Annotated in this window: 7 protein-coding genes; all 7 read right to left on the bottom strand. The window is 46.5% G+C overall.

The genetic code is table 11. The features are described 5' to 3' along the window. Positions 1 to 5: 5 nt before the first annotated feature. Positions 6 to 2,276, bottom strand: coding sequence for a GH92 family glycosyl hydrolase (locus DWX23_RS09625; RefSeq protein WP_122374317.1), 2,271 nt, complete (start codon positions 2,274 to 2,276; stop codon positions 6 to 8). 18 nt (positions 2,277 to 2,294) lie between these two features. After that, positions 2,295 to 4,610: a GH92 family glycosyl hydrolase gene (locus tag DWX23_RS09620; protein WP_122374316.1), complete on the bottom strand. Its 2,316-nt coding sequence runs from the start codon at positions 4,608 to 4,610 to the stop codon at positions 2,295 to 2,297. A gap of 255 nt (positions 4,611 to 4,865) precedes the next feature. After that, entirely contained in the window at positions 4,866 to 6,434 is a 1,569-nt protein-coding gene (locus DWX23_RS09615; protein ID WP_122374315.1) for a RagB/SusD family nutrient uptake outer membrane protein, read from the bottom strand. A gap of 29 nt (positions 6,435 to 6,463) precedes the next feature. Continuing rightward, positions 6,464 to 9,841 carry a TonB-dependent receptor gene (locus tag DWX23_RS09610; protein ID WP_122374314.1) on the bottom strand — a complete coding sequence of 1,126 codons (3,378 nt, stop codon included), beginning with the start codon at positions 9,839 to 9,841 and terminating at the stop codon, positions 6,464 to 6,466. Between the two features lie 160 nt (positions 9,842 to 10,001). Beyond that, on the bottom strand, positions 10,002 to 10,976 hold the full coding sequence (locus DWX23_RS09605; protein ID WP_122374420.1) for a FecR family protein: 975 nt from the start codon (positions 10,974 to 10,976) through the stop codon (positions 10,002 to 10,004). Between the two features lie 69 nt (positions 10,977 to 11,045). After that, complete coding sequence (locus tag DWX23_RS09600) at positions 11,046 to 11,609, bottom strand: RNA polymerase sigma-70 factor (RefSeq protein ID WP_122352456.1); 564 nt, start codon at positions 11,607 to 11,609, stop codon at positions 11,046 to 11,048. A gap of 223 nt (positions 11,610 to 11,832) precedes the next feature. Then, positions 11,833 to 14,730, bottom strand: coding sequence for a glycoside hydrolase family 38 C-terminal domain-containing protein (locus DWX23_RS09595; protein WP_122374419.1), 2,898 nt, complete (start codon positions 14,728 to 14,730; stop codon positions 11,833 to 11,835). Between the last annotated feature and the right edge of the window lie 4 nt (positions 14,731 to 14,734).

Raw genomic sequence — 14,734 nt, 5'->3', positions numbered from 1 at the left:
ATTGTTTATTCAGCTGACTTCGGACGGTTCTCAGGTGCTGCCCCGAACTGCTTGTTCGGAGTATTTCCCATGACAAACGTCAAATTACCGCCTTTCATAATATCGTCATACAAAATGTATGACTTATCATACGGCTGGCCGTTCAGTGTAACAGACTGGATATAGATATTATCCTTGCTGTTGTTCTGTGCAACCACATCAAATGTCTTTCCGCCTTTTAAACGAACGGAGGCCTTACCAAACAACGGACTGCCAAAGACAAACACGCCGTTTGAAGGATTTACCTGATAGAATCCCAGAGCAGACATCACATGCCAGGCAGACATCTGTCCGCAGTCTTCGTTTCCGATGATCCCTTCCGGCTGATCCGTATAGAACTCATCCTGGATATAACGTACCTTCTCGGCTGTCTTCCACTGTTCGCCGGCATAAGGGTACAAGTAAGCAACGTGATGACTCGGTTCGTTGCCATGTGCATACTGGCCGATCAGACCGCTGATATCGCTGGATGCGCCCTCTCCCATATCGCCTTCAACAACGAACAACGAATCGAGCTTGGTTATGAAAGCAGCGTCGCCTCCCAGTATTTCGATCATACCTTCCGGATGCTGGGGTACGAAGAATGTATATTGCCATCCTGTACCTTCCGTAAAGTCTCCCACTCCATGAATAGAACGGAACGGATCGTACGGTGTACGCCAGCTGCCGTCATCCATCTTAGGACGGACAAAGTTAATATCCCGGTCATAATACTGAGCATAATATTTACCACGTTTCAGGAAATTCTCATAATCCTCCTGCTTACCCATTTTCTTAGCCATCAGTGCTGTACCCCAGTCGTCTGCCGCATATTCCATAGCAATGGAAGTGGCTTCATGGACTTTATCACAAGGGATATATCCTTTTTCAAGCACGTAAGGGACACCATTTTGTTTCTCGTAAGTCGCAGTACCTTTCATTGTCTGAAAAGCGCGTTCCGCATCGAAACCGTTAAAGCCTTTCAGATAAGCATCGGCAATAACAGGTACGGAGCTATATCCCGGCATACAGTTGGTTTCGCCTCCTACCAAATGCCAGATAGGAAGTTTGCCCTGCTGGTCGTAGATACTCAGGAAGGAATTGACGATATCGTCCACCTTCTCCGGTGCGATGATGGTATACAAGGGATTCAATGTACGGTAAGTATCCCACAAAGAGAAAGTGGAATAATTCGTCCAGTTTGTATCTGTATAGACTTTGTCGTCCTGTCCGCGAAACTCCCCGTTCACATCGCAATATAATGTCGGAGCAATGAATGTATGATAAACGGCTGTATAGAAAATCTTCTTAGCACGCTCGTCGGGGGTATCAACCACCACACAAGCCAGTTGGTCATTCCATTTGGAGACAGCTTCCTGGTGTACCTGGTCAAAATTCCAATGTGACAATTCCGCCTGCATATTCTTCAACGCATTCTCACAACTGACGGAAGAGATGGCTACTTTCGCCTGCACATCTTTGGTGCCTTCTTTGAAAGAAACGACACCTTTCACCTTTTCGCCGGTCAACTCGTCGGTACCTGCCGGTTCGTCGTCATTGAATACTTCGAGTGAAGCGACAGGCTGGTCGAATTTCATGGTAAAGAAGACTTTATGCTGCGGACTCCAGCCATGCGAGAAGCGATAGCCTTCTACCGTATAGTCATCGATCTTCTTCAGATATGTATCGTACGCACGGTCGCCGTTCCCTTCTTTCAGGTTGATCAGCAAATGAGCCGGTTCGTTCTGCGGGAAAGCATAGCGGTGCATAGCGACACGTTCGGTAGCTGTCAGTTCGACATGAACGCCATTGTCTAAAAGTAAAGAGTAATAACCGGGACTTACCGATTCGTTTTCATGCCGGTAGTAAGAGGAACAAGCTCCTTCAATGTTATCCTGTTCACCACGTGCCGTACGGACCTTGCCGGTAAAAGGCATGACCAGGATATCCCCCAGGTCGGCACATCCGGTTCCGCTCAGATGGGTATGGCTAAAACCGATCAATACACTATCCGAATAATGATACCCCGAACACCAGTCCCATCCTTTATGGATGTTCTGCGGGCCGATCTGCACGGCTCCGAACGGGACGTTCGCCCCGACAAATACATGACCGTGTTCACCTGATCCGATATAAGGATCTACATAAGAAACGTAATCCGTCTCCGTTGCCGTCTTCTCTGTCGTCTGGCAAGAGAATACGAAAGATGTCAGGCACACAACCAGGCCTGACATCATCCATTGTTTTTTCACATTCATATTATAATTAATATATTGTTATTTCTTCTTTTTTTCATCTACAGAGAATGAATAAGGAAGATCTTCCGGGTTAACGCCCCGGTTCAGATTCGGCTTGTCGCCCATCTTGATATCGAGCACACCACCTTTCAGCAGTTCGTTATGATCGAGATAATTCTTTGTATAGTTCACGCCGTTGAACGACATCGATTCGATATAGATATTCTTGTCGCTGTTATCGGGAGCATTGATCACCAGGTTCTTGCCGTTCTCGAAATGTAAAGTAGCCTTCTTGAACAACGGAGCACCTAACACATACTGTGTCGTACCCGGAGCAACCGGATAGAAACCAAGAGCAGAGAATACATACCAGGCAGAAGTCTGGCCGTTATCTTCGTCACCACAATACCCGTCCGGTGTCGGGGTGTACATCTTGTTCATCACTTCACGCAGCCAGTACTGAGCTTTCCAGGGCTGTCCGGCATAGTTATACAGGTAGATCATATGCTGGATCGGCTGGTTTCCATGAGCATAGTTACCCATGTTCATGATCTGCATTTCACGGATCTCGTGGATCACCTGGCCATAATAGCTATCGTCGAACAATGGCGGAACGGCAAATACGGAATCGAGCATCATAACGAAAGAATCTTTTCCTCCCATCAAGTCGATCAGTCCCTGAGGATCATGGAAAACAGACCAGGTGTAATGCCAGCTGTTTCCTTCCGTAAAGGCATCACCCCATTTCAACGGAGAGAACGGTGACTGGAATTTACCGTCGGCGTTCTTACCACGCATCAGTTTGGTTTCCTTATCATACAGGTTCTTATAGTTCATAGCACGCTTTGCATACAGGTCGAGTTCCTTTTTCGGACGGCCCAGTTCTTTAGCGATCTGGTAGATACACCAGTCGTTATAAGCATATTCCAACGTACGGGCTGCATTCTCATTGATCTTCACGTCGTAAGGAACATAACCCAGTTTGTTATAATATTCATGTCCCAGACGGCCGGTTGAAGAAACAGTCGGATGTACATTCTCCGTACCGTGGATCAAACCTTTGTACAGGGTTTCCAGATCATCCACTTTCACACCTTTCATATAAGCGTCGACCAGGATGGAAGCCGAGTTGTTACCTACCATGCAACCACGATGTCCCGGACTTGCCCATTCCGGGAAGAAGCCGCTTTCCTTATATGTATTGATCAAACCTTCCTGCATCTCTTTATTCATCGACGGATACATAAGATTCAGGAATGGGAACAGGGCACGGAAGGTATCCCAGAAACCGGTATCCGTAAACATATATCCCGGCAGTACTTCGCCGTTATACGGACTGTAATGAACGACATTTCCGGCTGCATCGATTTCGTAGAACTTACGAGGGAACAGCAGGGAACGGTACATGCAGGAATAGAATGTACGATACTGGTCTAACGTACCGCCTTCCACTTCGATCTTACCCAGCACATCGTTCCAGGCTTGTTTGCCTTTGGAAACCAGGGTATCGAAATTATCGTTACCCAACTCTTTCATATTGATGACAGCCTGGTCGAAGCTGATAAAAGAAGATGCGACTTTGGCATGAACGATTTCTCCCTTCTTTGTCTTGAAACCGATCACAGCTCCCACATGGCTCGAAGTCTGTTCTTTCGCGCCTTCTTTCAAAGAATTATCGGCGAAAGTGGCTTCGTAAGTGAAAGGTTTATCGAACTCGATAATGAAATAGTTCTTGAAGTTCTCGGGAACACCACCGCTATTCTTGGTCGAGTAGCCGATGATCTTGTTTTCTTCCGGGATGACTTTGATATAAGATCCATTATCCAGTGCATCGACAACAATGTAGGAATGGTCGTTTTCCGGGAAAGTGAAACGGAACAGTGCTGCACGGTCGGTCGGCGTCAGTTCGGTTATCACATCATGGTCAGCCAGATAGGCTTTATAATAATAAGGTTTAGCCACCTCGCTCTTATGAGAGAACCAGCTGGCACGTTTATCCTGATCGAACTCCGGAGTACCTACCACCGGCATAATCGCGAACTGTCCGTAATCATTGATCCACGGGCTTGGCTGATGGGTTTGCTTGAAACCACGAATTTTATTTGCCGTATAGACATACTGCCATCCGTCTCCCATCTTTCCGGTCTGTGGCGTCCAGAAATTCATACCCCAGGGACGCGCAATAGCCGGATAGGTATTTCCTGTCGACAGCTCGAAACTCGATTGAGTTCCCATCAACGGCATTGCATACTCTACCGGATCGAAGGCACCCGTACCGGTAGCTGCCATAGCAGGCTTCCCTACCCAGGCCATCATCGTGACCAAAGCAAGAGCCAATACACTTTTCTTATTCATGTTTTACTTATTTTTAGTTGATATATCACAAGTTTAAATTTAGCCAAATCATCAAATTCATTATTCACACAAATATAAAGACAATCCGGTACAGAAAGAACACAAATATCTTTAATTCGCATACAAAATCACATAAAGGGGCTCTTTTTATGAAAAAAGGAGGAGTAATCCTACTCCTCCTCTCCCATTTCTGACCATTAACATGTAAAATGATCGACTAAATTAAAAACACTTTTTATCCATTGCTAGTATCTTTTACCGGGCAGAATAACCGGGGTTCTGGGTCAGACTCGGATTACGTTGCATCTCATTTACAGAGATCGGCCACAACAGGTCGGTTTCCTTAAATGTCGCACCGGAAGCATTCTGTGCCCCCACCAGGTTGACATAATCGATCCGGCCGGCCTCTGTTTTGGAGATCACAGGGAATTTACCTGTACGCACACAATCATCCCATATCTTATATTCCAGCGGGAACTCACGTAAACGCTCGGTCCAACAGGTTTCGATAAAGGCTTGTTTCGACAGTTTCTGTAATTCGGAAGCGATCTGATCAGCCGTTTTACCTTCCATATCGGCACGTGCCTGCACCTGTGCCAGGTAACCGGCAGCTTCGGCCGTTACTCCCTGGCTTTGAGCGATAGCTTCGGCTCCGTCCAGCAATGCTTCGGCATACCGGTAGACATTCCAGTCTTTCGTTCCTTTACCGGTACTAAGCAAAGCGTCTTCGTCGTAATAATACCAGCAGCCCGCATTCTTGGAAGACCATGTCGCCCCTGTATTCGGATTGGTGTATTCCCAATGGAAGAACTGGTTCGGTTGAATACGCAAGTCGTTCTTTTCGTATACATTCAGGAATTCGTCCGTCGGACCATAGACACGTTCGAAGATCGAATAAGTTCCGAATACGGAAACGGCACTCGAATTAAAGGCATAAGTCGGGAACCAGTCACTGGTATTTACCGCATTATCATACTCCTGGGCATAGATCACTTCATCCAGATCGTCGGTCGAACGAAGTTTGTTGAAGGCACTGTTCATCTTCATGTCGTCATTCGTAGCCAGGCTGTGCGGGGAATCGATTACGATCTTCGCATACGGGACTGCTTCTGCATACTTACCTTGCTGCATATACACAGAGGTCAACATCATAGCTGCCGCATATTTAGTGATCCTGTGGGAATTATCCGCAAACTTAGCCGCCGGCAGTGCATCGGCCGCCTCTTTCAGGTCGGTCTCGATCTGGGCATAAATAGTTTCCACACCCGTACGGTCCAGTTCCATGTTTTCGGCAGTAACATACGGTTCCGTATAGAACGGTACGGCACCAAAGGTCTTTACCAGATAAAAATAATTGAAGGCACGGAAGAACTTCGCCTCTCCGATAAGTTTTTTGGACAGGGCTTCCTCCATCTTGATATCCGGAATACTTTTGATGGCGGCATTAGAGACATTGATGGCCTTATAACAGGCATCCCATATCCCGTCCATCGTACCGGATATTTGCATGGTATATTGCTGGCGGTTCAACTCACGGGAATATTTACACACGATCTCCTGTCCTTCGTAACTGTTCAGGAAATAGCCGGTCAGTAATCCGGTAATAGAGGCGAAACTTCCTACATACGCACTCGGAGCGGAGGCTATCTGACGAATGGCCCCTGTGCGGTACAGATAATTGACATTTGCCAGAGCCTGTGCTTCCGTTGTATAATATCCCACAGTAGTCAGCTGGCTTTTGGGGTTCTCATCCAAAAAATCACTGCATGCCGTAAAGCTGAACAGTCCGGCACATAAAATCGCGGTCGTTAGTATCTTTTTCATATTTTAATAGTCTTAATAAGTTAAATGAATCAGAAAGTCACATTAACACCAAAAGTGAATGTTCTTGCTCTCGGGTAAGAGAAAAACGTCATGTTCTGACCAAACTTACCGGCTCCTTTATCAGTCGAACTGGTTTCCGATGTCGATTCGGGATCGTAGCCCAGGAAATCTTTGGAAACGATCTGGAACAGGTTGTTACCGCTTGCATACAGACGTAAACCGGACAAACCGATCTTCTTAACGACATTGCTATCGAAAGTATATCCGATCTGCAACATATTACAACGCAGATAAGAACCGTTGGCAACCCATTGCGAATCGGTTGTAGTATCCTGACCGGCATGTTTTACACCGTTATGCTCGGCGCTCTGCAGATAGATCATCTGCTGCATGGTTCCCGGATTTGTTCCGTCGTAAGCATCATAAAGGATATTCTTCAGGCCATTGGTAATACCGAAACGGTCGTAAGTCGAGTGGAAGAAACGTTGCAGTGTCTCAACGCCCCAAACGAACTGCAGGTCGAGTGTAAGGTCGAAGTTCTTGTAAGAAAGATTATTGATCCAGCTACCGGTCCAATCAGGTAATCCTTTACCGATGATGGTCTTTTCGGAAGAACGTTTTGCACGGCCAACCTGGCTCTTTTCACAATTACCGGCTTCAAAATCTTCTATGGTATAAACGCCCTGACGTTCCAGGCCATAGAAGCTACCCATACTTTCGCCTACACGCAGGATACTTCCGCCACCTACCCAGTCATACAGGTACACATCGGCATCGGTATCACCCAAAGCGAGGATTTTATTTTTGTTATAATTCAGGTTCACAACAGAGTTCCAGGTGAAATCTTTACTACGCACCGGAGTGGCATTCACCATCAGGTCCATACCCTGGTTCCTTACAGAACCGATATTCTTAAAGATAGTACTGAAACCGGTAGAGTGAGGAACCGGACAATCGAGCAACAGATCGGTCGTTTTCTTATTGTAGTAAGCAATATCGAAGTTCAGGCGATTCTGGAAGAAGCCGATATCGAAACCGATATCAAACTGTCCTGTCTTTTCCCATTTCAAATCCGGGTTTGACATGGTTTTGATATAAGACCAGGGAGCACGTTTACCGTCGATCAGGTGCGTTCCGGCATCTGTCTTACCCAAAGAGTTGTACGGGCCGATTTCCGAGTTACCTGTCAGACCGTAGCTGGTATGCAGCTTCAGGTTGCTTATCACCTCGCTGTCCGCCAGGAAATCTTCCTGCGAAATATTCCATGCCAGACCTGCTGACGGGAAAAAGGCATACTTATTATTATCTCCGAACTTGGAAGAACCGTCGACACGTCCTGTTACCGTTGCCGAATAACGATCTTTATAAGTATAAGCCAAACGCAGGAAATAGGAGTTCATAGCCCAACGTTCCCAACTTGATTCCGGACTGCTCGGATTGGTTCCGACAGCCATGTTGTTGTCTTCATAAAAGTCGTCGGCAAACCCTTCCGTACGAGACTTGTTCCAACGTTGCGTACGTTCCTGCCAGGATAATCCCGCCATTGCATTTATACGGTGCTGACCGAAAACTTTGCTATAAGTCAGATAAGTTTCTTCCTGCCAGTACAGAGAATTCCAGTTCTGGTATTCAGCCCAACCGTTAGGCATGGAGATGTTATTCAGGGAAATGGAAGAATAGCCTCTGTATGTCGCATTATGGCTGTCGATACCGAACTGGGTCTTCAGGTCCAGACCGTCCATCAAATGGAATGTCAGGGCGGCATTACCGAATATCTGCGTATTATAACGCATACGTTTCTGCAAGTCCAGGATCATTGCCGGATTGGACATACCCTCCAAACCGAAATAATTACTTTCCGTCAGAGAAGTGGTGCTGGTCGTATAATCGCCGTTGGCATCGTATACCGGCAACCAGGGAACCATCTCGATCATTGTACGCCGGGCATCCTGTCCGCCGCCATCTTCCGGAGTATAACGTCCCCAGGTATGATTGACCAACAGGTTCACGGCTGTAGAAAGCCACGGGGTCGGGTTGGCATCGTAGGCGATCTTTGCATTCAGACGTTTATTATACGTATTGTTTACAATACCTTGCTGGTCGGTATAATTCAGGAAAGCACCCATGGAAGAGTTCTTACCTGCCTGCTGGATATTTATCTGATGGTTGTGTGAAACGGCTGTACGGGTAGCTTCATCCTGCCAGTCCGTATCGTACAACGGGTTACCGTTCTCATCGAAGTAATTACGGTCGTGGAACCAGTAGGAACGATCCAGAGACCAGTTCTTTCCCATGTAAGTGTTTTCATTTTCCAATCCTTTCATAAAGGTATCACACCATTCCTGAGAATTCAACAGGTCCATTTTACGTGCAATATGGCTAACGCTGATCGATCCCTGATAGCTCACGGCTGTTCCTTCGCCATCCTTCTTTCCGCGCTTGGTTGTTACCATAATGACACCATTCGCACCACGGGCACCGTAGATCGCTGCGGCGGAAGCATCTTTCAGTACTTCCATCGATTCGATATCATTCGGATTCACCAATCCGAAGTCCTCCATTACGACACCGTCCACTACATATAACGGTTCGGAAGATGAATTGATAGTCGCCATACCACGGATAATAACACGGTTGGAATAGGCTCCCGGCTGGCTGGAGTTTGAAAAGATATTGACACCAGATACTTTACCTCGCAGGTTATCCAGCGCACTGAAGTTCTGATTTTTCGTCAGTTCTTCCCCCTTGGCAACTCCGATAGATCCTGTTACATCCGATTTACGCATCGTTCCGTAACCTACAACGACCACTTCGTCCAGTGCCTGCGTGTCTTCCGCCAATACCGCACTAACTGTGGATTGGCCGTTCACCGGGACTTCACGGGTGAGGTAACCGATATAAGAAATTACCAATACTGCTTTATCCGGTATCTCCAGCGAGAACTTACCGTCGACATCGGTGATCGTTCCATTGGTCGTTCCTTTTACTACCACATTGGCACCGATGATAGGCTCTCCTGACGAATCGGTCACCGAACCGGTTACTTTTTTACCATGCTGTTTGATGGAGGGCAGGCTGTTCTTCGTCAATACAATATAATCATTCTCAAAAGCGAACTTCACTTCCGAGCCTGCAAAAGCATCATTCAGGTATTGGGCGACAGTTCTGTTGCCGGCTTTTACAGGAATGGTTTTATTCACATCTACTTCATTCTTACTATAGACAAACAGATAGTCGGTTTGTTGTTCGACCTGGTCTATAAAATTCGCAATAGTCATAGTCTTTCCACTGATATTCACCTTCACGTTTTGCGAGCTTGTTTTCGATGCAAAGGAAGAGAATACACAAAGGGAAAGCAGAATGGCTGAAATTCTCATAACATTTAGAATTTTCGGTTCTTTTTTCATAACTTTGTATTGTTTACTTGTTAATACTTAATTATTTTTGATTACGTGTTAGCAGACGGCCGAATGGATGCGGGAACGTCTTTCGGCCGTTTTTTCTTCTTTATACTTCCATAGGCAATAAATAATTTAAAGGTTAAACATATTTGATGATCTCTCTATTTTATCTGATTATTATGCTATTATTTTCTTCGTCTTTCATATACGTAAAATAATAGACTTTCCGCAATGTACGGAGTGCACTTTCCACCCCGTCGCGCTGCCGGAATTTTCCACTGAATTTATATTTCATAAGCTTGCTGTTACTGACCGTTATCCCGATATCATAATACAGTTCGAGTTTCTTTATTATTTCTTCAAACGGGACGTCATCAAATGCATAAATACCCTCTTTCCACAGCAGGAAATCGGTATTTCCCATAGGACGTTTTACTAATTTATTGTCTTTTAATTCGGCACATTCGTTAGGATTCATAAACAGAGCTTTAGCCTCGTCTTCCCGTTCATATATTTTGACCGAACCTTCCAGTAATGCCGTATTAAACTCATTCCTGCCTTTATAGGCAAATACATTGAATTTTGTACCCAACACTTTTATATCCAGCTTTTCAGTCGATACGACAAATGGCTTTTGTTCGTCATGTTCGACCTCGAAAAAGGCCTCGCCGTCCAATTCCACTTTACGCTCTCCGCTGGTAAAACGATTCGGATACCGGAGTGTGGAACGGGCGTTCAGCCATACAGTCGTCCCGTCATGTAACTTCACCATCGCCCGCTGGCCGGAAGGTATGGAGAACTCTTCATAAGCAATATGCTCTTCCGGAGATTGTCGGTTGTCCAACACTATCCAGGTGGAAAGGATAGTCAGGCAGATGGCCGCGGCATAGCCTGCCACATGTCTCATAAAAGGTACCGGATTATGTTTCTTCCTGCAATGAGCCTGTTTGAAACCTGCCAGTTTATCGACGGCATTCAATTCATCATTTTCTTTCGGTAACCAAGAGGATAATGCATACAGATTCTGCACGGAAGAGAAGTCTTTTCTGACTTTCGCATCCGTCCGAATCCTTGAGAATAACAGCTTTCTCTCTTCTGCTGTTATTTCTCCTTCAAAATATTTAGTTATTAAGTAGTGCATTTTCCGGCTTGTATACAGGGAGAGCGTTTCAAAATCCATTTACTCCCAAAGCCAGTATGCAAATAAATATTATTTAACATCCAATAGGAAGAGTAATAAAGGCAGGTAGTCCTTTAGTTCTATGCGTAGTTTCCGTAAGGCTATGGTCATCTGGTTCTCTACGGTACTCATCGATAAATCAAGTTCGTCGGCGATCTCACGGTTCTTTTTCCCTTCGATACGGCTTTTAAGAAAGACCTGGCGACAGCGTTCGGGAAGTTTATCGATAGCAGTCATCAGTATTTGTTCTATCTCTTCATCCGAAGTAAAAGAATAATTCAGTGATTCCAAAGATGCCAGCTTTGCACTAAGCTCCTCTTTATATTCGTCTGCTATGACTTTGCGCCTGAGATAATCAAGGGATTTATTTTTGACTAATGCAAAAAGATAAGAAACCAAACTTATCTGTATATCCAGCACCTCTCTCTTCTCCCATAACAGGAGGAAAACATCCTGTACTATATTCTCCGCATCTTCATCAAACAATACATATTCCTTTGCAAAACGAAACATACGGGAATAATACATCACATAGATTTTGTCAAAATTATTCCGTACATCTTTCAGCAAAATATCTGTATTTTCCACTTGCATTTTTATCTCAGGAATTACTTGTTTTTATAAAAACTCATAGACATGAATGTTATTGCCACGACAAAGATATAAAAGATACTTTCATCGCAATAAAGTTCAGGTAAGAAATATTTCCTTATCAAACGACAGAGAGGGAGAGGTAAAAAGAAATGCCGCTTATGAAAAGCCATCCCTTCCGAAGAATCTTTCCATAAGCGGCATGCTCTATTTTTTTCATCCGAGACTACCAGGATAACTTTATAAACTTATTCTCCCACGGAGCAAAGTCTGTCGTTCCGTTTCCGGTTACAGGGTCTCCCACAACATCGCAAACCGTCACTTTCGTGAAGTTGACCTTATCGGAAGTAACGGCGAAGGTAGCCGGTTTCCCATCCACCTCGCGCAACTGGAGCATGACGGCCTTTTCTCCTTCAACAGGCTTCATGTTTACCAGCAACAGGTTGGCAGGGGTAATCGTAAAGACGGAGGCCGGCGAGATGACCTTGGAACCTTTGGCACCAGCCGGCAATACGCGGGTCAGGAACGGGATACGGTTCTCCCAGGCAAAACGGGTGGCATAGCCAAGAGAGTTGTCCTTATCGGAGTTGATGAAATAGCTCCATTGCAACTCGCCCATCTGGTCGGCATTGAAATTGGTTACCCAATAATTGTTCATCGGCCAGGAATACATATTGGTGGACTGCGGAACGGCGCCGGCTTTATAACGTCCTGTATTGATCGCACCGAACTGCATCAAAGGGATTTCCGGACTACCCATAACAACCTGCGACTCGCTGTTGCGTGCCGTGGCAAAGTTCTGGACCGTGTACCAGTCGTTCGATGATCCGGGTATCTGATCTACACCAGCCTGAATATTTCCACCGGGGACATCCAGAAAGATCTTACCCTGCTTGACTTCAAACGGGAAGGAGATGTAAACAGCTTCCGGATCGGTAACGGCTTTCTTACGCAGGCGGTAAACGATTTCTATCTTCTTGGTCACGTTGAAGACACGGAACTCCACCATCAGGTTGTTCGGCTCGCGGCCGGCAACCGTCTCGCCACGGAAACGGTAGGTATCCCAGATGTCGCCTTTCTCGTAACGTTCGAAACGGATCCGTTCCGGACGGCGGCGAAGGAATTGCGGGGCACGGTATTGTTCCATCGGATGACGACTGTCGATGATCTCATAGATGAACTCTCCCATCTCCCACTCTGCATTCGGCGTCGTCAGTTCCTTGTTCAGTTCCTTGTCGAAGAGTTTGCTGATAGTGCCCTTACGCGGATTGAAGTCGATGGAATACCAGGAATTTTCCACATGCGCATTCTCCAGCTTCTCTGCCGATTGTATAGCTGCACGGGGAGCATCTTTTACCTTAATATAATATTGCGCATATCCCAGAGCCGGTACGTCTTTTACATAAAGAGACCAGTACGTTCCGTCCGAACGGCTTTCTGCCGGTTGGGCAGGAATGACATTGCCCGAAGCATCCACTATCTCGAATACCCTTTCGCGCGGTAGGATCTGGTGGTCGATGTATACTTTGGCGATGCCACTATACGTCCAGTTCAAGGTATTGAAGACGGCAACAGACGGATATTCGGCTTTTGGCACGAAAGACTGCAGCAATCCCATCGTCACCTCTCCCAGCAAGCCGGAATGGCGGTAAGCCTCCCAGGCATACGACTGTTTCAAGGAACGTTGTTCCCAAGTCTCCTTGCAATAGGCATCACGTACACTTTCACTGTAACCGAACGTATGTTCGTCATAAAACAACAACGCTTTGTTGATATCGTATATCTGGTCGTCTATCTGCGCGGGAAGTTTGGCTCCGAGCATACCGGCAAAAGATAATCCTGCCTGATTGGCGATAATATCCGAATGGGTGATACGAGATATGGCCGCTTCACGTGCTCCGGATCCAAAACCGTCGGTCCACCAGTCGGGCCATGCGCCACGGATGGTCTGTATCTTATCGGCATAGTTCGATTCCACCTCTTTGATAAACTCGCTGGCTACGGCCGTACGGAGTTTAGGCCATTCGTATTTCTCGTTCCATTTCATCAGCATCTCGCAACTCTTGGTCGAAGGAGGCGAATTGTCCGTGAAATAACCGGAGTGCTGGGCGGCAACGATATCGTACGGATAGTTTTTCGCTTCCATCTCTCCCAGATAATTCAGAACGCGTTCCTCAAACTGTTCAAAGTTATCGGTATGGATACCGAAGAAGTTACCCTGGTTATAATGCTCGGCACGATAGGTCAGCACCTTCTTTCCCGAAGGAGACTGCCACCAGAAGACGGTCGGGATATCGAAACAGATCAGGGCACGGTGGCCGTGTGTTCCCATATTGACATACTTCACACCGGCGTCGGCAAAGAACTCGCTGAAGCACCAGCCGATACCGTTCACATCGTTCTGCATGGCGACTTCCGCCTTCAAACCGGCATCGCGGAATTGTTTCAGGGGATACAAAGAGGCAGCCAATGTCTGTTCGTCCGGCAGTTCGTCGAAGTTCAGATACATGGCGGCCAGCTCGATACGTCCTTCCGCTACCCGTTTCTTCAGCCGGGCGATCTGTTCGGCGGGACGGCATTTCAGGTATTCGCTGACAGCCCAGGCGATCTCGCAAGTCCAGCGGAACTTGGCGAAGTCGGGGTAATTGTCGGTTGCATCGCAATAGTCGAGCGCATAGTCGATGTAACGGAGGTGTTCCGCCAGAATCTCGGTCTGCGAACGGGTATAACCGATATCCGTATGGGTATGCTGTACCATATTCATCTGCCAATGGCGGACAGGTTTCACTTCTACCTGAGCAGACTCTTTTTCTTTCCCAATCATTACCGTCAGAGGTAGTTGCACAGCGGACTGTACAGCCGGTATCTCAAAAAAGAACTGGTTAGCGCCATCATTCAACTTCTCCTTTCGCGACTGGTCTCCCAACATAAGCGTAGCAGTAACAGGCGCACCGCTATGCTTCATGGTTACCCGTACTTTCTGCACCGGGCCTTTCGCCGTTTTATATAAGGCTGGGAACAGGTGGGTTTCGATCGCCGGAGGCGCTGTCGAAGCACTCCATACGGAGGACGACATAGCGAACAATGCCAATCCTGCCAGAAATAAGGTCTTTAGTGTTTTCATAAGC

The sequence above is a fragment of the Parabacteroides sp. AF18-52 genome, assembly GCF_003479145.1.
Classification (GTDB): domain Bacteria; phylum Bacteroidota; class Bacteroidia; order Bacteroidales; family Tannerellaceae; genus Parabacteroides; species Parabacteroides faecis.
This window is presented reverse-complemented; position numbering and strand designations above follow the sequence as displayed.

Bases quoted from the DNA above. Each gene is read 5' to 3' on its own strand.
- DWX23_RS09625 (WP_122374317.1), bottom strand. From the start codon at position 2,276: ATGAATGTGAAAAAACAATGGATGATGTCAGGCCTGGTTGTGTGCCTG.
- DWX23_RS09620 (WP_122374316.1), bottom strand. From the start codon at position 4,610: ATGAATAAGAAAAGTGTATTGGCTCTTGCTTTGGTCACGATGATGGCC.
- DWX23_RS09615 (WP_122374315.1), bottom strand. From the start codon at position 6,434: ATGAAAAAGATACTAACGACCGCGATTTTATGTGCCGGACTGTTCAGC.
- DWX23_RS09610 (WP_122374314.1), bottom strand. From the start codon at position 9,841: ATGAAAAAAGAACCGAAAATTCTAAATGTTATGAGAATTTCAGCCATT.
- DWX23_RS09605 (WP_122374420.1), bottom strand. From the start codon at position 10,976: ATGCACTACTTAATAACTAAATATTTTGAAGGAGAAATAACAGCAGAA.
- DWX23_RS09600 (WP_122352456.1), bottom strand. From the start codon at position 11,609: ATGCAAGTGGAAAATACAGATATTTTGCTGAAAGATGTACGGAATAAT.
- DWX23_RS09595 (WP_122374419.1), bottom strand. From the start codon at position 14,730: ATGAAAACACTAAAGACCTTATTTCTGGCAGGATTGGCATTGTTCGCT.